The organism is Xanthomonas sp. WHRI 6106, from assembly GCF_040202405.1.
GTDB lineage: Bacteria > Pseudomonadota > Gammaproteobacteria > Xanthomonadales > Xanthomonadaceae > Xanthomonas > Xanthomonas cannabis.
Genome location: NZ_JBEGFC010000002.1, coordinates 43,323 through 62,875, shown reverse-complemented (window position 1 = coordinate 62,875; position 19,553 = coordinate 43,323). Strand labels below are relative to the sequence as shown.

Genomic DNA, 19,553 nt, shown 5'->3' with positions numbered 1-19,553 from the left:
ACGGTGGGCGGGCAGGGACCCGTCGGGATGGTCGGTGCGCATGGATAAGAGTAGGTGCGACGGCCCTCGGGCTGGCTGCAAGGCCCGTCGAGATGCTCGATGTGGGTGATTCGCTCAATGCGCAGTGCGCGGCCGGGCGTTGTAGCGGTGTGGTTGCGATCAGCCGCCGTCGTGCAGCAACTGCGCATCCAGCGCCGCCAATCGCTGCGGCGTGCCGACATCGGTCCAGCGCCCGGCATGGTGGATGCCATCGACCAAGCCTGCTGCCATCTGCGCGCGCAGGATCGGCGCCAGCGCAAACCGCGGCGCCGTGCTGCCCTGTGCTGGCAGCGGGCCAATCACCGATGGCCAATCGCGTAGCAACGCCGGCCGATAGACACCGATGCCGGCGTAGGTATGCGTAGCAGGGAGATCGGCGCGTACCTTGCCATCGGCGTCCAGCGCGAAATCCGCACGCGCTGCATATGCAGGTTGGTCGACCAGCACCAGCTGCGCCAATCCCTCCGGCGCACGCGACAGGCGGGCAAAATCGAAATCGGTCCAGATGTCGCCATTGACCAGCAGAAACGGTGCATCGCCCAGCAGCGGCAGCGCATGCAGCATGCCGCCGCCGGTTTCCAGTGGCGTCGCACCTTCGTAGGAATAGGTCAGCCGTAGACCGAACGTGCTGCCGTCGCCCAATACCTGGGGAAACTGCTCGGCCAGCCACGAGGTGTTGATCACCACCTCGTCCACGCCCAGTACCGCCAATTTGCGTAGATGCCACACGATCAACGGCGTGCCGCCGACGGATAGCAGCGGCTTGGGCGTGCGCTCGGTGAGCGGGCGCATGCGCTCGCCGAATCCGGCGGCAAAGATCAGCGCTTTCATGCCGTGACCTGCTGCGCGCGTGCAGCCAGTGCGGGCTTGATCACCTCGTCCAGCAGGCCGAGCAACGGCGCAAGCTCGGTGTAGCGAGGCAGTACCTCGTCCAGATACGTGATGAAACGCGGCACGTTCTCCAGATACCAATGCTTGCCATCGCGATGGCTCAGCCGCGAAAAAATACCCAGATTCTTCAAATGCCGTTGCACGCCCATCCAGTCCGCATCGCGCAGAAATTGCGCCAGCGGCGGTACCGGTAATCCGGCCGCACATGCGCGCGCGTGGTAGCGCTGCAGCCAACCGTCCACGCGGGCGATCGGCCAGCTCACCGAGGTGTCCTTGAACAGGCTGATCGGGTCGTAGGCGATCGGGCCGATCACGCAATCCTGAAAGTCCAGCACTGCCGGGCCATCGGCCACCGGCATCAGATTGCGCGGCATGAAATCGCGATGGGTGAACACGCGTGGCTGCGCCAGGGCGTTGTCCATCAAACGGCGCTGCACCAATTGCAGTTGCTCGGCATGGCCACAGTCCAGCTGCACGCCGAGATGGCGTCCCAGAAACCATTCCTCGAACAGTCCCGCATCGCGTTGCAGCAGCGCCTCGCCGAACACTCCGCTGTCGGCAGGCGGCGGAATCTGCTGCAGCAACAGCAACTGCGCGATGGCACCATCGATCAGGTCATCGGCGTTGGCGTCGGTCAACACCTGCGCCAACGTCGGCACGCCCAGATCCTCAAGCAGCAGGAATCCGCTCTCCAACTCCTGCGCCAGCACCTGCGGCACGCGCACGCCGTGCTCACGCAGCACGCCGTGCATGCGCAACCACGGCGCTACATTCTCCAGCGCTGGTGGCGCGTCCATCACGATGCGATCGACGCCACTGCCCTGCGTGCGCCAGTAACTGCGAAACCCGGCGTCCATGGACGCGCGCTGCAGCGTGGCGTGTGAATCGTTGAGGGCCTGGCGCGCCCAGTGCAGGCGCAGCGCGTCGCGCGCAGTGTCCGAAGGTGATGACGTCATGTGTTCTGAGCTGTCGTGTCGTGGTGGGTCAGGCGCGCGGGCAGCGCTCAGCGTTTGCTGCCGCTGAACAACCGCAGCAGCGCGAGGATGGCGATGGCACCGAGCAATGCGCCAAGGAAACCGGCCGGCTCGCCTGCGCGGTACCACCCCATGTAGCGCCCAAACCAACTGGCAACCACTGCACCGGCGATCCCGAGCACGATGGTCAGCAGGCAGCCCAGGCGCTGGGTACCGGGCGTAATGAAACGCGCCAGCAGCCCGACGACAAAACCGACCAGCAGGATGTAGAGCCAGCTATCGCTACCAAATAGATTGTTCATCGCAGCACCGCGAGTGGACGGGATCGGCAGCCTAGCATTTCGGATGTCGCTACCTGGCGCCGCGGGCGCAGGAGCGACCGCGCCGATGCATCGGCTTCAGAGAGCGTAGTGATTGGCTTCTGCCGCTGTGCGCTTTTGATTCGTGCGAAGCCATCTCCCCGACCAGCCGCTTCCAAGAGACATGTCCGCAGAAAAATATCGCGGATGAGGTTTGCAAAACCAAAGGCATCGCAGGCGACGCTTCAGGGAAAGACAACGGCTCTGCATCGGCAAGCCACTCCCAAATCCGAAGAGGAGCAGATCCTAAGCCCCTCTCCCATCGGGAGAGGGGTTGGGGTGAGGGTACGGGGCCAGGCGACGCGTAAGGCCAGGCAGAGCCAAGTGCACCAGGAGCCTTCTCGCCAACCAGCCAGCCCACTAACCACGCAAGCACCCGCACGAATCGCCCTCAGCTTTCCTATCGACCGATGCAAGCCAACCGCATGCATCGGTTCAACCGCTAACTCAACAGCACCCATGACCTCCATGCCGGGTGCCGCTATCGGCCGCTACCGGCGAGCCACTGGTTTCGCCGCGCAGACAGGCCGCGTGATGGTCGGCGATCACCTTCGATACGCAGGCGGTGACGCGCTTGCCCATCGGGATGTGCAGGAACTCGTTCGGACCGTGTGCATTGGAGTGGGGCCCCAGCACGCCGGTGATCATGAACTGCGCACCGGGGAACTTCTCGCCCAGCATGCCCATGAACGGGATCGAGCCGCCTTCACCCATGTACATCGCCGGCTTGTGGAAAAACGCCTGGCTGGCGTCGTCGATGGCCTTTTCCAGCCACGGCGCCATGGCCGGTGCATTCCAGCCGGACGATGCCTTCTCCAGCTCCAGCGTCACCTGGGCGCCGTTGGGCGGATCACGCAGCAGCGCTTCCTTGAGCAACTCGCCGCAGGCCTTGCCGTCGGCCGTCGGCGGCAGCCGCAGCGACAGCTTCACCGCCGTCTGCGGACGCAGCACGTTGCCGGCCGAGGCCAGCGGCGGCATGCCGTCCACACCGGTGATCGACAGCGCCGGGCGCCAGGTGCGGTTCAACACCAGCTCGGTGAGGTCCTCATGCATCGGCACCAGGCCATCGACCATCGGGAACTTGTCGAAAATGGCGGTATCCAGCGTTGCCGCTGCAGCCTTGGCCTGGCTCAGTCGTTCCGCCGGCACCTCGACATGCAGGCCGTCCAGCAGGATGCGGCCACTGGTTTCGTCTTCGATGCGCGAGAGCAGCTGACGCAACAGCCGGAAGCTGGACGGCACCACGCCGGATGCGTCGCCGGAGTGCACGCCTTCTTCCAGTACCTTCACCGTGAGGTTGCCGCCGGTCAGGCCGCGCAACGAGGTGGTGCACCACAGCTGCTCGTAATTGCCGCAGCCCGAGTCCAGGCAGACCACCAGCGACGGCTTGCCGATGCGCTGTGCCAGGTGGTCCACGTAGGCCGGCAGGTCGTAGCTGCCGGACTCTTCGCAGGCCTCGATCAGCACCACGCAACGCGCGTGCGGCAGGCCCTGCGTGCGCAGTGCCAGGATCGCCGCCAGCGAGCCGTAGATGGCGTAGCCGTCGTCGGCGCCACCGCGGCCGTACAACTTGTCGTCGCGCAGTACCGGCTCCCAGGGGCCAAGGTCGGCATCCCAGCCGGTCATTTCCGGCTGCTTGTCCAGGTGCCCGTACAGCAACACGGTGTCGTCGCCCGATTCCGGGCCGGTGGCCGGGATCTCGATGAAGATCAACGGCGTGCGGCCTTCCAGGCGCACCACCTCGACCTGCATGCCGTCGATCGCCTGTGCCCGCGCCCAGCTTTCCATCAGGGTGACGGCCTGCTCCATGTATCCGTTGGCCACCCAATCGGTGTCGAACATCGGCGACTTGTTGGGAATACGGATGTAATCGACCAGTTGCGGGACGATCTCGCGGTCCCAGGTGTCGCTGATGAATTGGTCGATCTTGGCGCTGTCCATGGAGGCTCCGAATGCGTGACGTAGCAGCACATTCTACGCCGGTGACATGGGGTAGGGATTTCCCTACAAGGCGGCGCGCAGTTCACCGGCTGTGTGAAAAGTTCGTTGGCGATAGGATTGCTGCATGTGGCGCGGGACACTGGCTCCGCCGGCAGGAATGCTGGCTAGGACCATCACCCAAGCCACAAGGAGCGTTGCAATGAAGTCATTTACCGTAGTCCTGAAGTCCCTGCTACTGGCGTTGCTGTTGTCCTCAAATGCGTACGCGCTTGAGAAGGTCGATATCAATACCGCGTCTGCTGAGGAATTGGACAAGGTGCTGACGAACGTCGGGCGATCAAAAGCCGAGGCAATCGTCGAGCACCGTCAGGCAAACGGTCCCTTCAAAAGTGCCGAGGAACTGGCACTGGTCAAGGGCATCGGACTCAAGACGGTCGAACGGAATCGCGACCTGATCGAGGTAGGAGCCACGATGGCTCCCGCCAAGAAGGCTGCCAAGGGGGCGGCGGTGAAACCGGTGGGACGGCGTTAAGGGGAAGGGATCCGAGATACGGTTCGACGCGAGGATGCGTGGCCGCAACCTAACTGGACAGGATGTCTGGGGGATGGCTGGAAGCCGACAAGGACGTGGAATCGCCCGGTGTTGCACTTGGATGTGCAGCCGGGCGTTTTTCGTTGGGGCAGGCGGAACTGGCGGCTCCGCGGAAACTGGTCCACTCCATGAGCGAGGGCCGTGCTGGGCAGGCGGGGCAGGGCAGCGGTGATGTCTGCGTGCCCGGCCATCGAGGGCGGGTGACGCTGTGACGGCAGGGCTTCGGGCACAATGCGCCGATGCAGCTGACAGACCTGAGCAGCCGGGTGATTCCGGCCACCGACTACCGCCGCGAGCGCTGGCGCAATCAATTGGGGTGGACGCGCGAGATCCTGCGGCTTGGGGACGCCGAGCACTGGGCGCTACGCCTGTCGATCGCCGAGATCGAGCAGGACGCTGTGTTTTCTGCGTTTCCGGGCGTCGACCGCGAACTGGTGCTGCTGCACGGTAACGGCATGCGGCTGCAGTTTGGCAACGGCGAGCACGCCGCCGATGGTGATGCGGGCCATGGCGATGCTGCAGGTGCAGATGCAGATGCAGGTACAGAGACAGGTCAGAGCGGCGGCCTTCTGATCAACGCGGCTGCTGGCGTGGCCTCCTCTCGTGCGGGCCGTCGTGTGGCGTTGCTGCCGCCTTACCAGCGCGTCCGATTTGCGGGCGAAGAGACGGTGAGTGCCGAACTGCTTGACGGGCCGACCCAGGACTTCAACCTGATGTGGCGGCGCGATCTATTGCGGACCGAGCTGCTGCATCGGCCCCTGGTCGGCACCATGCTGTTTTTCGCCGACCCTTCCAACGCCTGGGCGATCCATTTGCTGGCCGGTCAGGCCAGTTTTGGCCGCGATAGTGCGCTGCCGCCGTTGGCGGCCGGCGATACCGCCTGGCTGAGCGCCGCGACACGCAGTCGCTACGTTCTGGATGGCGGTGGCGAGTTGCTGGCGATTCGGGTGAGCCCGTATCCGGGCGCGGCCGAGTAGGCCACAGGCTCAGTACACGTCGCGGCGGTAGCGGCCGCTGTCCACCAGCGCCTGCCTGAGTTCGGTTCCTAAAATGGTGTCGAGTGCGCGATCGACGTCGGGTGCCATGCCGCGCAGGCTACCGCAGAGATAGAGGCGGGCGCCGCGGTCGACCCACTGGCGCAAGGTGTCGGCAGCGGCGGTGAGTACATGTTGTACGTAGCGCGGCGCGGCGTCCTGGTCGCGCGAGTACACCAGATCGAGACGGGCGATCCAGCCCTCACGCCGCCACTGCTGCAATTCTTCGGTGTAGAGCGCGTCGTATGCGGCATTGCGTTCGCCGAAGATCAACCAGTTGTTGCGCGCGCCTGCGGCAATGCGTGCGACCAGATGCGCGCGCAACCCGGCGATGCCGGTGCCATTGCCGATCAGCAGCATGGGGTGCTCCGGTACCGGTGGATGAAAGCCCGGATTGCTGCGCACACGCAACGCGATGTGTGCACCGATCGGCGCATGCAGGCAAAGCCAGCCGCTGCCGACGCCTGGGCGTCCATCGGCCTGCCGGTGTTCGCGGATCAGCAGTTCGGCGTGTCCTTCCTCGGGGATCGATGCCAGCGAATACTCGCGATGCGGCAACGCAACCAGGTTGTGCACCAACGCGTCGAGGTCTGCATTGAATATCGCGGCATCGGCATCGGCATCAACATCGTCAGGCAAACGCGCGCCGCTGAGCCAGTCGCGCAGCGGGCGGCCGTCGATCATCCGCGCGCCATCGCATCGGTGCTGCTGCAACCAGGCCTCCACCTGCTCCGGCGGATTTTGCGGGGTGATCTCGGCGATGTCGCCAGCCTGCCAGTGCGGCAGCGGCCCCTCGCAGGGCGTGAGCCGAAGCCGATGGACCGCTGCGCCGGCACTGCCAGGATTGACGTGGCAACGGTCGCGTAGCTGCCAGGCGGCATAAGTCGGCAGGCTCCAGTTCGGCTGCGCATCGAGCGCAGGTGTGAGTGCTGCCAGATGGTGCTGCCACCGTTTCAGCGCAAGCGGGTCGGCATTGTCGACCTCGATGCGCTCGAACAGACGGACGCCGCCACGCGCCTGCAGGCGATGATCGAGGCGACGACCGAACGCACAGAACTGCGCGTATCGCCGATCGCCCAGTGCCAGCACCGCGTACTGCACGGCTGCCAGATCCTGCCCGTCGTCGCTGAGCCAGTCGCGCTCTGCTACCTGTGCGTGATCCGGCGCATCGCCCTCGCCGGTGGTGCTGACGATGCACAACAACCGCGGTACGCGCGCCAGTTGCTCCGCACTGACCGCCTCCAGCGGCAACGCGTGGGCGCCAATGCCTGCCAACTGGAATGCCGCTGCGCTGCGTTCGGCAAGCTCGCGTGCGAACCCGGTCTGGCTTGCCCACGCGATCAGCAGGCTGCTGCCGCGCCCGTGCGGCGCACCGGTCCGGGTGCGGCGGCGGAGGAAGATGGCGGTGCACAATCCTGCATAGCTCGCCACGCCAAGGCCGGCCCACTGCCAGCGATGCGGAGTGGGCGCGCTCCACCATGTGCCAGCATGCAGGCTGGCAAACCATGCGCCCAGCGCGGCCAGGGCGAGCAGCAGCGCGCCATTGCCAAACCAGATGCGGGCAGGTGTGCCGCTCACGACGCCGCCAGGTGCTGCTCGAACGCGGGGCTCATCGCTTCGCTCAGGGCGCCGTCCTGTCGGGTCAGAAAGCGCACGGCCAGGTTGGCGTTGCGTGCGTAGGCCAGCCCGGCATCGGCGCCAAGGACGGTCATTGCAGTGGCCCAGGCATCGGCATGCATCGCATCGCACGCGAGCACGGTCACGGCAGCGGGCGCATGCGCGATCGGGGAACCCGTGCGCGGGTCCAGCGTGTGCGTGTAGCGCGTTCCGTCCGCGTCGAAACGGTGCCAGCGATCGCCGGAGGTGGCCACGGCCAGTCCGTCCAGGGCGACTACGCGGGGCGGCAGTGCAGCGCCAGCCTCTTCATCGGGCGCGGATTCGACCAGCACGCGCCAGGCGCTGCCATCGGGCTTGCGTCCATAGCCGAACAACTCGCCGCCGACCTCGATCAGGGCGCTGGCGATATCGGCCTTGATCAGCGCGTGGTGCACACAATCCACGCCGTATCCCTTTGCGATGCCGGACAGGTCCAGCGCGACGGCACCTGGCTGCAGCAGCCGCTGGCCATCCAGCTCCAGTCGCTGCCACCCGCAACGCAGGCTGGCCAATGCGATCTGCTCGGGGGAGGGCACGCGTCGCCGGCCGCCGGAAGGGCCAAAACCCCACAGCTCGACCAGCGGCCCGATGGTCGGATCGAACGCGCCACCGCTGGCCTGCGCGATCTGCAGTGCGGCGTGCAGCACGCGCTGGAAATCCTCGGGCAAGGGATGCCAGCCTCCCGCAGCAGCACGGTTGTAGCGGCTGATGTCCGAGCCCGCTTCCCAGGTGCTCATCTGCGCCACCACCCGGTCGAGCGCAGTCTGGATGCCTGCATGCAGGGGATGCAGGTCGCGCGCGCGTGGCGCCACCAGCTTCACGCTCCAGGTGGTGCCCATGCTGCGGCCGCCCAGGGTGGCAAGCGTTGCGTCTGCGGGAATCGGTGAGTTCATACGTGGACTGGTGGGCGGGCGCTGCGACAGGAACGCCATGGTGAGGTGCGGCGCAGCCGATTGCATCCGCATGCTGGCGGTTCGGCGATCAATGCCCTCTGCTGTGCGCATCCTTCCAGCATCCCGGCGTGGACCGTTGCGACGCGGACGGTAGCGCGGGGCGACGGCTCCCTCGTGCACGGTCCTGGTATGTCACCAGAACCGTTGCGCGCGCTGCCGTCACTGCGGCCAAGAAAGCTAGCAAGCAGTCGCCAGGTGGGCATTGGCCCTGCACATGAGCCGAAAGTGCACGAGGACACGCAGATGCCGAGCACCGACCGCGTCTGCCAGCTGGTGCGCAGCAATGGCGTCAGCCGCTCTTATTGCGGCAGCACTTCCAGCGTTGCCACATAGCCCAGGCGACGCTGCTTGGCCTGCGGCAGCGAGGTCCTTGTGTCTTCGCTGGTGGTCTCCAGCCAGTACATGCCCGCTTCCGGCCAGGTCACGCTGAAGTTGCCCTTGGCGTCGGTCTTGAGCTTGATTTCATGTTGCGCATCGCGATAGCGGGTGCCGCCTCGCACAATTTCGATCTCGAGGCCGGCTGCCGGCTTGCCATCCAGCTGCAGGGTGAACTGCGCCGCTTCGCCGGCCACCAGATCGTTGGGGTGGGTGACCGGTAGCAGCTCGATGCCCTTGCCGGTGGGCTTGAATACGGTGGTGGTGGGAGCGCCGCGGGTAACGAAGGTCTCTACGCGGTTGAGCGATTGCGAGACCTGCAGCTCCTGCGCATTTTTCGGCACGTCGGTGGCGAAGCTGGCTTCGTTGCCGCGCCAACGCTTGGGCTTGCCGTCTTCCTTCCAGCTGGCGAACAGGCCGGCGTTGACGATGCCGAGCTTGTAGGTGCCCGGCTGGGTGAGTTGCAGGTCGAACACGCTGCGGTATTTGCCGGTTGCCGGATTTTCCGGCTTGAGCGTGCTGCCGTCCGGCGCAGTGATGCTCAGGTTGTCCAGGCGCAGCGGCACGTGATTGAAGTAGAACAGGTCGTTGGACACCGCCGCATCGACGGTGATCCACGGGGCTTCGCCGGCCAGCACGGTCTGCGAAGGCAGCAGCCAGGCCTTGTGGGCCAGCGCGCTGACAGGAAGTGCGGCAAGCATGGCGATCAGGGCGAGCGAACGTGTCATGACAACTCCTTGAAGACGATCAGGTCGATGGGGCGCGTGGTTGAGCAGCGCGCTGCGGCGCTGCGGGGGCAATAGGCCGGCGAGGTAGAGCGTGTTTGCTGCGAGGAAACCGCGTGCGTCCTGCGCGCCGCTGCATGCCTGGCCGCGGCGCGCTCGCGCATCACGGTTTGGCAGTCAGGCTGACCGTGGCCAGCTCGCTGCTGCCGCTGGCCTTGGCGGATTGCGCAGACGTGGCCGGCCAGGTGAAAGGCACCTTGACCAACTCACGCCCGCCGACTTCGCGCGCGGCCTCCACCACCAGCGTGTATTGACCGGCCGGCAGCGCCTTCAGCGCGCCCTTGGTGTCGGAGAACGACAGCGCGTGCGCGCCGGCCGGGCGGGTCGGGCCGGTCACGCCATCGACCGGCACGGTCAGGGTGCGGCCGCTCTTGCGCCACCACTGGCGCAGGTCCGGCAGCCACTTGGTGCCGTGGCCTTCGGCGGTGTCCTTGGACTGGTACCAGACCGCCAGGTTGGCCGCGACTTTCTGATCGGCGCCTTCCAGCCAGATCGCCACATAAGGGCGGTGATATTCGGCGACATTGAGCTTGGGGATTTCGACGTTGATGTCGAGCGTGGCCGCATACGCCGGCATGGCGAGCAGGCCGCTCAGGGCGATGGTCAGGGTGGCGCGCATGATCGTCTCCGGTAACGAGGGTCAGTGGATCAACAGCAAGGCAAGCAGTAGCGGCACCAGCAGGCCAAGGCCGACCAGCGGCCAGGTCATGCTGCGCTGACGGGCATGCAGGTGCAGCAGGAACAGGCCGGTGATGCAGAACACCAGGCAGGCGATGGCGAACACGTCGATGAACCAGCCCCAGGCCGGCCCCGCGTTACGGCCCTTGTGCAGGTCGTTGAGGTAGGCGATCGCGCCACGCGTAGTGGATTCGTATTCGATCGCGCCGGTGTGGCGGTCCAGGCTCAACCAGGCATCGCCGCCTGGGCGGGGCAGGGCCACGTACACCTCGTCCGCGGACCACTCGCCGCTGCGCGCGCCGATGCCGGTGTCCAGCTCGCGCTCCAGCCAATGCGCCACGCGTGGCGGCAGTGGTGCGTCGCCCCCCTCTGGCCTGTCGCCCAGGGTGGTCAGCAGCGCAGGCGGCAGGGTCAGTGCGCGCTGCTCGGTCGATGGGCTGGCTTCGATGCGTGCAGCGTGATTCAGGGTCAGCCCGGTGAGCGTAAACAGCAGCATGCCGATCAGGCACAACGCCGAACTGATCCAGTGCCACTGATGCAGCATGCGCAACCAGAATCCGCGGCGTTGCTGGGCGTTGGCGACGGCGTCGTTCGAGGTGGACATGCGGGTCTATGCCACGTCCGCAGGAGCGGACGGCTGCAGGTGCGCCTGCCGCAGGGCCGCCTGGCCCAGCATTGCGCGCAGGCGCGGCTGCGGTGCATTGGCCAGCACCGGCGTGAGCTGACGCAGGAAGCCGGCGTGTCCCCCGGCGATGGCGCGACGCATCCACTGTTCGGCCAGATCCAGTTCGCCACTGTCTGCCAGCAAGGTGGCATAGCTTGCCTGGCCACGGAAATCGCCGGCTTCGGCGGAGCGGCGATACCAGTGGCGCGCGGCCAGCGGATCGGGGCTGCAGGCCAGGCCCTGGTCGAGATAACGCGCCAGAAAGTTCATCGACTTGGCGTGGCCACGCTCGGCCGCGCGGCGATACAGCGCCAGGGCCTGCGCATGGTCCTGCGCCACACCCCGGCCGGAGGCGTGCAGATGCGCCAGGTTGTACATGCCCCACACCAGGTCGTGCTCGGCGGCGCGGCGGTACCACAAGGCCGCCAGCATCTCGTTGGCGGCAGTGCCAAACCCCAGCTCATGGCAGCGGCCCAGTTGATTCATCGCCTCCGGATGCCCGCCATTGGCGGCCACTTCGTACCACAGCATTGCCAGGGCTGGGTCTGCGGCGATGCCGCGCCCTTCGGCATAGATCTGGGCGAGCAGCAGTTGCGCATTCGCATCGTGACCGGCCGCGGCCCTGCGCAGCAACGCGACAGCCTGGTCCGGCTGCGTGCGCAGCAGGCCGATCCACTGCGCAGGGTCCAGTGCAGGCTCAGACATCGGCCCATTGCCGCAGCAGGTTGTGATAGACGCCGGTGAGCTGGACCAGCGACGGATGGCCGGGCGTGTCTTGTGTGAGGCGCCTGATCGAGACATCCAGTTCGAACAACAGGCGGCGCTGCGCGTCGTCGCGCAGCATGCTCTGGGTCCAGAAGAACGACGCCACCCGCGTACCGCGCGTCACGGGCATCACCTTGTGCAGGCTGGTGCCGGGGTAGATCACCAGGTGCCCGGCCGGCAACTTGACCGACTGGGTGCCGTAGGTATCTTCGATCACCAGCTCGCCACCGTCGTAACTATCCGGGTCGCTGAGAAACAGCGTGCCCGACACATCGGTACGTACCGGTTCGGCGCCACCGCGACTGCGGTCGTACCGTACCGCGTTGTCGACGTGATAGCCGAACGACTGCCCGCCGCTGTAGCGGTTGAACAACGGCGGATAGATCCGGCGTGGCAATGCCGCCGAAAAGAACGTGCTGCTGCGCGAGAGTGCCTCCAGCACCAGCGCACTGGCGTCGCGCGCCACCGCGCTGTCTTCGGGCAGCTGCGCATTGTCCTTGGCCTGTGCCGATTGGTGGCCGGCGGTGATGCGGCCGTCTGCCCAATCGGCCGCGTCCAGTCGCGCGCGCAACGTGTGCAGCTGCGCGGGCGTCAACACATCGGGAATGGGCAGCAACATGCGGTGTTCTCCACGCCGTCCGTGCCAGCCGGACGGCGTGCCGGGGGTCAGAAACTGAAGGTGGCGTTCAATACTGCCGAGCGGCCGTCGCCCGGCAATGCCCAGCCGTTTCCGGCGGTGACGGTGCCTGCGGCATTGGCGGTCAGGTTGTTGCGCACGCTGGTGTAGTACTCCTTGTCGAACAGGTTGTTGACGTTCAACTGCAGGCTGAGCCAGTCGTTGACGCGCAGGCCGACCATCGCCCGGTGCACCCAGTAATCGTCGGTCTTGATGTAGGCCGCGCCCGACGCATTGTTCGGATAGAAGCCGCCCTGATAGGTGACGCCATAACCAAAGGTCCACTGGTTGAGCGAATAGGTGGTCCAGATGTTGCCGGCATTGCGCGGGGTCTGCACCAGTTCGCGTCCGGCGACCGGATCGCCGGTGAGGCTGGCGGTGCGATTGGACACGCTCTGCAGCACTTCGCTGTCCAGGAAGGTGTAATTGGCGAAGATCGACCAGCGGTCGGTTAGGTAGCCGGCCGCACCCAGCGCGATGCCGTCCACGCGCGCCTTGCCGTCCAGGACCTGCTCGGTAATCAGCGGGTCGCCACTGTTGACCTTGTAGTTCTCACGTTCGTTGCGGAATACCGCCGCGGTCAGCGCCAGGCGCTCATCCAGTACGTCCCATTTACCGCCGAGTTCGATGTTGACCGCCGTTTCCGGCGCGACATTGCAGTTGGCACCGGCGGTGGCGCTGGCGATCGGCGTGCACGAGCCGTTGACCGACGCCTTGGAGGGCGTCTTGCTGTTGGCGTAGGACAGATACAGGCTGGCGTTGTCGACCGGCTTGAACACCAGGCCGGCACGGTAGGAGAACAGGTCTTCTTCGTTGCCGGCCGGGAAACCTGCGGCAACGCCGGTGATGCCACCGGCGGCGTTGACGGTGTAGGTGGTGCTATCGCCTTCGTTGTGCTCGTAGCGCCCGCCGACATTGAGCATCCACTGCTCGTTGAACTGCAGCGTATCGAACAGGTAGATCGCCTGGTTGGTCAGGCTGCCCTTGCTGTGAGCGGTGCGGAAATAGTTCTGCGGGCCGGTCCAGATGTTGTACGGATTGTCGAAGCTCTGCAGCGGGTAGGTGATGCCCGTGGTGGAGCCGTCGGCATTGCGGAAGGTCGTACCGCTGTCCAGCTCGAAGTCTTCCTTGCTGAAGGCCACGCCGGCGACGATGCGATGCTCGATGGCGCCGGTACGCAGCGTGGCGGTCAGATCGGTCTGGCTGTGCGCAATGAAATTCTCGGTCTCGCGCACCAGGCCGCGCGGGCCGCTGTTCGGGTTCCAGGTGGCGGGCGGCTGGCCGACGCAGGCGCGACCGGTGTACGGGTCGGTGCCATCGGGCAGGCACCAGGTGCCCTGCAGCGCGGTGGCATTGAGGCTCTGGTCCACCCGCTGCAGACGCGCCAGGCTGCGCAGCTTGAAGGTGTCACTGAAGTCCATGTCCAGCACGCCGGTGAGCATGTCGACGTCGATCTCCTGACGCGAGGTGTTGCGATAGCCGTAATAGGTTTCGCGGTCCACGCCCGGCAGCGGGCCGTCGTTGAACGGGCTGAGCGCAAACGGCACGCCGTACTGCGGCAGGTTGTTGTCGTGCTGGTGCAGGTAGCTCAGGGTGAAGCGGGTGTCCGAGCCCAGGCCGAAGGCCACCGACGGCGCAAAGCCCCAGCGGTGACGGAATTCTTCATCGCGGCCCGGCACGTCCTGGGTGTGGCCCATCGCGTTCAGTCGCACGGCGGCGCCGTTGTCGAAGTCGTGGTTGCTGTCGACGGTGAGGCGGCCGTAGCGGTCGCTGCCGCCACCGATCAGCACGTTGGTGAAGTCGCCCTGGCCGGCCGTCTTGGTCACCAGATTGATGTTGCCGCCGACCGAGCCGGCACCGGACATGGCCGAATTGGCGCCGTTGATCAGCTCCACCGCTTCCAGGTTGAAGGTATCGCTGCGGCTGTATTGCGCGCTGTCGCGCACGCCGTCGGTGGTGATGTCGCTGCTTGCCGTGAAGCCGCGCAGGTTGATGCTGTCGCCATAGCCGCCGCCGCCTTCGCCCGCACCGAAGGTGATGCCGGGCAGGGTGCTCAGCACATCGCGCAAGGACAGCAGATTCTGCTGGTCCATGGTCTGCTTGGTGACCACGGTGATGGTCTGCGGCGTATCGCGCAGGGCTTCGGTGTACTTGGGCGAGGACGGCTTCTGCGCACGTTCCTGCTGTACCCGGATGGCATCCAGATCCACTGCACCCGGAGGGGCCGGCGCGTCGCCAGGTTGGGCAAGGGCGGGGGCGGACAGCGTCAACAGCACGGCCGAGGTGAGCGGGGAAATCCTGGGAGTCATGAGATGTCTCGAAAAGGAAAGCGATGCTCCGGCCTGGCGATGGCTCGGCGGATGCGGGAAGGGTCGAACGCCGCCGCTAGCCCACCGCGACCCGCCGGCTGCCACCACACGCGCGGCGGCGCGGCGCTGAAAAGCGCAGGCCGGCAACAGGCGGATCAGAGGTGTCGGGCAGGGCAGGGCGCATGGGGTCGCAGGCAGGTCAGATGTTAAGAAGACCTGAAGGGCTGCGATCTTAAATGCAAATCATTCTTCTTTGCAATCTTCGCCGATCGACGGCGCACGCTGTCCGCCGATGGCGGGCGCTAGCGTGGGGTTGCGGGTCGCCTCAGCGGTCGTCGCGGGTCCAGATGCCGTCGTGCTCGCGCTTGACCGGAAACTTGGGCACGGCAGTGTACGCGGGTGCACACAGCGGGCGGCCGTCGCGGATATCGAAGCGCGCGCTATGCAGCTGGCACTCGATGGTGCCGGCCACCGGGTCGAAGCTGCCGGGCGACAGTTCGTAGTCCTCATGGCTGCAGCGGTCTTCCAGCGCGTACAGCTCGCCGTCGAGGTTGAACACCACGATGGGCGCGTCGGTCACTTCATCCCACACGGTTTGCAGTTCGCCGGGCAGCAAGGCTGCGCTGGCGCAGACAAAGGTCCACGTCTCGCTCACGGGGATGCGCCGTCCAGCGGTTTTTCCAGCACTTCGAAGCGCAGATCCTGACGCAGCGGCACGCCGAAGCGTTCGTCGCCGTACGGAAATGGCTTGAGGATGCCGGTGCGGCGATAGCCGCGGCGCTCATAAAAGGCAATGAGTTCGTTGCGCACATCGATCACGGTCATGCGCATGACCGGCAGCTGCCATTCGGTGGCGGCGATACGTTCGCCCTCGGCCAGCAATGTCTTGCCGAGGCCGCTGCCCTGCAGTGTCGGGTCGACCGCGAACATGCCGAAATACCCGGCGCCCGCATCGTCGGCGATGTGGGCACACGCCACCAGCCGGCCATCCTGCTCGACCAGCAACACCAGGCTACGTTCACGCAGGATGTCCTGCCGCAGCACTGCAGGATCGATACGCGCGCCATCGAGAATGTCGGCCTCCGTGGTCCAGCCCACGCGGCTGCTGTCGCCGCGATAGGCCGAGGTCACCAACTGGACAAGGGCGTCGATGTCATCAACGGTGGCGGTGCGGAAAGTGGTGGTCTGCATGGGGGGCAGTTTAGCGGGAATCGGGAATGGGTGATTCGGGGTTCGCTGGTGCTTGGTCGGTTGCATGTAGACATGTATGGCAGCCCCGCAATGCACGCAGGATCTGCTGGGCCATCCGCAACCAGTGCAGGCAAAGCCGGAGGAAGCAGAAGCGAGCCCCTCTCCCCCCCGGGAGAGGGGTTGGGGTGAGGGTACGGAGCGAAGCGCTCGTGCAGTCGAACAACGCCAGGCTTTGCACGTACCCTCATCCGCCCCTTCGGGGCACCTTCTCCCGATGGGAGAAGGAACTGCAACGCGGATCTCAGGGAACACGGTTCCCACGAATCCCAACCCCAATCCCGACAATCAACTCACCCAAGCAACGTCCGTACCTTCTTCAATGCCGCAACAAAGCGCTCGATCTCGTCGTGCGTGTTGTAGAACGCCAGCGAGGCGCGGCAGGTGGCCGCAACACCGTAGTACTGCAGCAGCGGATGCGCGCAGTGCTGGCCGGAGCGGACCGCGACGCCCTCCAGGTCGAGCAGGGTGGCCAGGTCGTGCGAATGTGCGCCGTCGATCAGGAACGACACCACGGCCGCCTTGTCCGGCGTGGTGCCGAAGATACGCAGGCCGTCGATCCGCTGCAGCTCTTCGGTGAAGTGCGCCAGCAGTTCGGCTTCGCGCGCTTCCACGTGGTCCAGACCGATCGACTCCAGATACTCCACGGCCGCGCCCAGGCCGATGAAACCGGCGATGTTGGGCGTGCCGGCTTCGAACTTGTGCGGGGCATCGTTGAAAACGGTGTTCTCGAAGCTCACTTCCTTGATCATCTCGCCGCCGCCCAGAAATGGCGGCATGGCCTGCAGATGTTCGCGGCGTGCCCACAACGCGCCGGTACCGGTGGGGCCGCACATCTTGTGGCCGGTGATGGCATAGAAATCGCAGCCGATGCCGGCCACATCGATACGCCGATGCGGCGCCGCCTGCGAGCCGTCCACCACGCTGACGATGCCGCGCTTGCGCGCCTCGCGGCAGATCTCGCGCACCGGATTGACCGTGCCCAGCACATTGGACACATGCGTGATCGCCAGCAGCTTGACCTCGGGCGTCATCGCCTTGCGCAAGGCGTCCAGATCCAGCGCGCCATCGGGGGTGATTTCGGCCACACGGATGGTAGCGCCGGTGCGCTGGGCCACCAGCTGCCACGGCACGATGTTGGCATGGTGTTCCATGCGCGAGATCAGGATCACATCGCCGGCGCCCAGGCGCGGCAAGGCCCAGGAATAAGCGACCAGATTGATTGCGAAGGTCGTGCCGCTGCACAGCACTAGCTCGTCGGCGCGCACGTTGAGAAAGCGCGCCAGCTTGCTGCGGGCGCCCTCGAACGCGTCGGTGGCTTCGCTGCCGAGCGCGTGCACGGCGCGGCTGACGTTGGCGTTCTGACGGCGATAGAACTCATCGGTGGCCGCGATGACCTGCAGCGGCTTCTGCCCGGTGTTGGCGTTGTCGAAGTAGATCAGCGGCTTGCCGTGCACCTGCCGCATCAGCAGCGGAAAGTCAGAACGGACGCGCTCCCACTCCGGGGCGCTACCCGCAGCGACGGCAGGCGCGTTCATGCCACACCTGCCGAATTCAGGGCGCGGTCCAGCTGCAAGGCCAGCACGGCGCTCAACGCCGTAGGCAGAACCCGTAGCGGCTCGTGGCAAAACGCGGCGCTGAGCAGGCGCTGTGCCTCGGCCTGCGGCAGGCCGCGGGAGCGCAAATAGAACAAGGCGTTTTCGTCAAGCTGGCCGACCGTGGCGCCATGCGCAGCCTGCACTTCATCGGCATCGATCACCAGCACCGGCTGGGTGTCGATCTCGGCGTTGGCAGACAGCAACAGGTTCTTGTTGGACAGCCGCGCGTCGGTGCCGTCGGCGCCGGGCCGGATATGGATGCCGCCATGAAACACCAGGCGGCTGCGGTCGGCGCCGACACCCCGCCACACCAGCTCGCAGGCGGTATCGCGGGCGATATGGTCGATGCCCAGGCGCGTGTCGACATGGCGGCGGCCGTTGCCCAGCAACACGCCGTTGGCGGTGAGCCGTGCATTGTTGCCTTCCAGGCGCACGTTGAGCTCGTGCCGCGACAGGCCGGCGCCCAGTTCCAGATCCACGCGCTGGTAGCGTGCATCGCGCGCGAGCACGGCATCGGTGCGCAGCAGCGAGGTCGCTTGCGCGCTGTCGGCTTGCACGCGGGCATGCGACAGCGCCGCGTCCTGACCCAGGTGCACATGCATCACGCTGTTGTCCAGGTGCGCCGCGTCGCCGACGTGCAGATGGTGTTCGACCACGCTCAGTGCTGCGCCGGCCCGCAGTTCGATCAGATGGCGGTGATGCCAGGACAGATCGTGCTCGCCGGCCACGCTGACAAAGACGAGGTGCAGCGGCAGCGCGATCTGCGCGCCGTCGCGCACACGCACCACTACGCCTTCGTCGGCCAGCGCGGCATTGAGGCGGGCGAAGATCTCGTCGCTGCCCTCGAAACGACGGCCGAGCAGATGCTGCGCGTCATCGCCTGCGGCGATCGAGGCGGACAGGGTGTCCAGCTGTACACCGTCCGGCAGGCTCGCCACCTCACTGAGCGCCGCCGACGGCCGTCCATTGACGAATACCAGCCGTGGCGTCGGAATGTCGTCCAGCACGGCGGCATCGACCAAGGTCGGTACCAGTGGCGCCGGGTGGAAACTGCGCCGTTCCAGCTGCCGCAGCGAGGTGTACTTCCATGCTTCGGCGCGCGGGCCGGGCAGACCGGCCTGCAGCGCGGCATCCAGCTCGGCGCGGCGCGCATCGTCACCGCAGAAGCCGCGTGCCAGGGAGTCGAGCAGGGCGCTCATCAGGCGGCAACCTCGGGCACGACACGGTCCTTGAGGAAGTGATAGCCGTGTTTTTCCAGTTCCAGCGCCAGCTCCGGGCCGCCGCTCTGCACGATGCGGCCTTCGGCCAGCACATGCACCACGTCCGGCTTGATGTAGTCGAGCAGGCGCTGGTAGTGGGTGATCACCAGGAACGAGCGCTCCGGCGAGCGCAATGCGTTGACGCCGTCGGCCACGCTCTTGAGCGCATCGATGTCCAGGCCGGAGTCGGTCTCGTCCAGGATGGCGAGCTTGGGTTCGAGCACCGCCAGCTGGAAGATCTCGTTGCGCTTCTTTTCGCCGCCGGAGAACCCTTCGTTGACGCCGCGATGCAGCAGCTCGTCCTTCAGATGCAGTACGGCGAGCTTCTGGCGCACCAGCTTGAGGAACTGCATCGAGTCCAGCTCGTCCTCGCCACGTGCCCTGCGCTGTGCATTGAGTGCGGCGCGCAGGAAGTAGGTGTTGTTGACGCCGGGGATTTCCACCGGGTACTGGAAGGCCAGAAACAGGCCGGCGGCGGCGCGTTCTTCCGGCGGCAGGTCGAGCAGGTCCTTGCCTTCGAACTGCACGTTGCCGGCGCTGACCTCATAGCCGTCGCGCCCGGCCAGCACATTGCCCAGCGTGGATTTACCCGCGCCGTTGGGCCCCATGATGGCGTGCACCTGGCCCGGCTGGATGTCCAGCGACAGGCCCTTGAGAATGTCTTTGCCGGCGATGCTGGCGTGGAGGTTGTTGATCGTAAGCATGGGATTGGTTATTCGAAATTTGGGATTGGTAACAGCAGAAGAGTCAGGATGGC

At 66.0% G+C, this 19,553-nt stretch carries 19 protein-coding genes; 2 read left to right on the top strand and 17 right to left on the bottom strand.

Annotated features, from left to right (window positions below):
- Nucleotides 1-159: 159 nt before the first annotated feature.
- The 4 genes from murU to ABQZ09_RS03540 form a co-directional block, all read right to left on the bottom strand.
- Nucleotides 160-870, bottom strand: a complete 711-nt coding sequence (murU, locus tag ABQZ09_RS03555) for an N-acetylmuramate alpha-1-phosphate uridylyltransferase MurU (RefSeq protein WP_349776138.1) — start codon at nt 868-870, stop codon at nt 160-162.
- Complete coding sequence (locus ABQZ09_RS03550; RefSeq protein ID WP_349776137.1) at nt 867-1,886, bottom strand: aminoglycoside phosphotransferase family protein; 1,020 nt, start codon at nt 1,884-1,886, stop codon at nt 867-869. The genes murU and ABQZ09_RS03550 overlap by 4 nt, the downstream gene beginning before the upstream one ends.
- Before the next feature lie 47 nt (nt 1,887-1,933).
- Nucleotides 1,934-2,206 (bottom strand): GlsB/YeaQ/YmgE family stress response membrane protein, encoded by a 273-nt coding sequence (locus ABQZ09_RS03545; protein WP_039404677.1) that lies wholly within the window; start codon nt 2,204-2,206, stop codon nt 1,934-1,936.
- Nucleotides 2,207-2,710: 504 nt separating this feature from the next.
- Entirely contained in the window at nt 2,711-4,204 is a 1,494-nt protein-coding gene (locus ABQZ09_RS03540) for a M20 family metallopeptidase (RefSeq protein ID WP_039404680.1), read from the bottom strand.
- Nucleotides 4,205-4,361: 157 nt separating this feature from the next.
- On the opposite strand from ABQZ09_RS03540, the gene ABQZ09_RS03535 reads away from it, so the two are divergent.
- Both ABQZ09_RS03535 and ABQZ09_RS03530 read left to right on the top strand, forming a co-directional pair.
- The gene (locus tag ABQZ09_RS03535; protein WP_005993268.1) at nt 4,362-4,736 is read left to right on the top strand and encodes a ComEA family DNA-binding protein; all 375 of its coding nucleotides are present in this window, start codon (nt 4,362-4,364) and stop codon (nt 4,734-4,736) included.
- A 299-nt stretch (nt 4,737-5,035) separates the two neighbouring features.
- Complete coding sequence (locus ABQZ09_RS03530; RefSeq protein WP_349776136.1) at nt 5,036-5,773, top strand: HutD/Ves family protein; 738 nt, start codon at nt 5,036-5,038, stop codon at nt 5,771-5,773.
- A 9-nt stretch (nt 5,774-5,782) separates the two neighbouring features.
- Here ABQZ09_RS03530 and ABQZ09_RS03525 read toward each other — a convergent pair whose 3' ends face one another.
- The 13 genes from ABQZ09_RS03525 to sufC all read right to left on the bottom strand — a co-directional run bounded on the left by ABQZ09_RS03525 (nt 5,783) and on the right by sufC (nt 19,500).
- Nucleotides 5,783-7,408: a sulfite reductase subunit alpha gene (locus ABQZ09_RS03525; protein WP_349776135.1), complete on the bottom strand. Its 1,626-nt coding sequence runs from the start codon at nt 7,406-7,408 to the stop codon at nt 5,783-5,785.
- The gene (locus tag ABQZ09_RS03520; RefSeq protein WP_228314147.1) at nt 7,405-8,379 is read right to left on the bottom strand and encodes an FAD:protein FMN transferase; all 975 of its coding nucleotides are present in this window, start codon (nt 8,377-8,379) and stop codon (nt 7,405-7,407) included. The genes ABQZ09_RS03525 and ABQZ09_RS03520 overlap by 4 nt, the downstream gene beginning before the upstream one ends.
- 359 nt (nt 8,380-8,738) lie before the next feature.
- Nucleotides 8,739-9,542: a DUF4198 domain-containing protein gene (locus tag ABQZ09_RS03515; protein WP_039564679.1), complete on the bottom strand. Its 804-nt coding sequence runs from the start codon at nt 9,540-9,542 to the stop codon at nt 8,739-8,741.
- Nucleotides 9,543-9,702: 160 nt separating this feature from the next.
- Complete coding sequence (locus ABQZ09_RS03510; RefSeq protein WP_184556426.1) at nt 9,703-10,218, bottom strand: DUF2271 domain-containing protein; 516 nt, start codon at nt 10,216-10,218, stop codon at nt 9,703-9,705.
- Nucleotides 10,219-10,239: 21 nt separating this feature from the next.
- Nucleotides 10,240-10,881: a PepSY-associated TM helix domain-containing protein gene (locus ABQZ09_RS03505; RefSeq protein WP_349776134.1), complete on the bottom strand. Its 642-nt coding sequence runs from the start codon at nt 10,879-10,881 to the stop codon at nt 10,240-10,242.
- Between the two features lie 6 nt (nt 10,882-10,887).
- Nucleotides 10,888-11,646, bottom strand: a complete 759-nt coding sequence (locus ABQZ09_RS03500) for a tetratricopeptide repeat protein (RefSeq protein WP_349776133.1) — start codon at nt 11,644-11,646, stop codon at nt 10,888-10,890.
- Nucleotides 11,639-12,325 (bottom strand): Fe2+-dependent dioxygenase, encoded by a 687-nt coding sequence (locus ABQZ09_RS03495; RefSeq protein ID WP_039564681.1) that lies wholly within the window; start codon nt 12,323-12,325, stop codon nt 11,639-11,641. Before ABQZ09_RS03495 ends, ABQZ09_RS03500 begins: the two co-directional genes overlap by 8 nt.
- 47 nt (nt 12,326-12,372) lie before the next feature.
- A complete protein-coding gene (locus ABQZ09_RS03490; RefSeq protein WP_349776132.1) occupies nt 12,373-14,691 on the bottom strand; it encodes a TonB-dependent receptor in 2,319 nt (772 codons plus the stop codon).
- A 325-nt stretch (nt 14,692-15,016) separates the two neighbouring features.
- Entirely contained in the window at nt 15,017-15,346 is a 330-nt protein-coding gene (locus ABQZ09_RS03485; RefSeq protein ID WP_039404706.1) for a non-heme iron oxygenase ferredoxin subunit, read from the bottom strand.
- Nucleotides 15,343-15,882 carry a GNAT family N-acetyltransferase gene (locus tag ABQZ09_RS03480; RefSeq protein ID WP_184556411.1) on the bottom strand — a complete coding sequence of 180 codons (540 nt, stop codon included), beginning with the start codon at nt 15,880-15,882 and terminating at the stop codon, nt 15,343-15,345. Before ABQZ09_RS03480 ends, ABQZ09_RS03485 begins: the two co-directional genes overlap by 4 nt.
- Nucleotides 15,883-16,232: 350 nt before the next feature.
- The gene (locus ABQZ09_RS03475; protein ID WP_184438950.1) at nt 16,233-17,477 is read right to left on the bottom strand and encodes a cysteine desulfurase; all 1,245 of its coding nucleotides are present in this window, start codon (nt 17,475-17,477) and stop codon (nt 16,233-16,235) included.
- Nucleotides 17,474-18,736 carry a Fe-S cluster assembly protein SufD gene (gene sufD / locus ABQZ09_RS03470; protein WP_349776131.1) on the bottom strand — a complete coding sequence of 421 codons (1,263 nt, stop codon included), beginning with the start codon at nt 18,734-18,736 and terminating at the stop codon, nt 17,474-17,476. The genes ABQZ09_RS03475 and sufD overlap by 4 nt, the downstream gene beginning before the upstream one ends.
- Nucleotides 18,736-19,500: a Fe-S cluster assembly ATPase SufC gene (sufC, locus tag ABQZ09_RS03465; RefSeq protein ID WP_349776130.1), complete on the bottom strand. Its 765-nt coding sequence runs from the start codon at nt 19,498-19,500 to the stop codon at nt 18,736-18,738. Before sufC ends, sufD begins: the two co-directional genes overlap by 1 nt.
- Between the last annotated feature and the right edge of the window lie 53 nt (nt 19,501-19,553).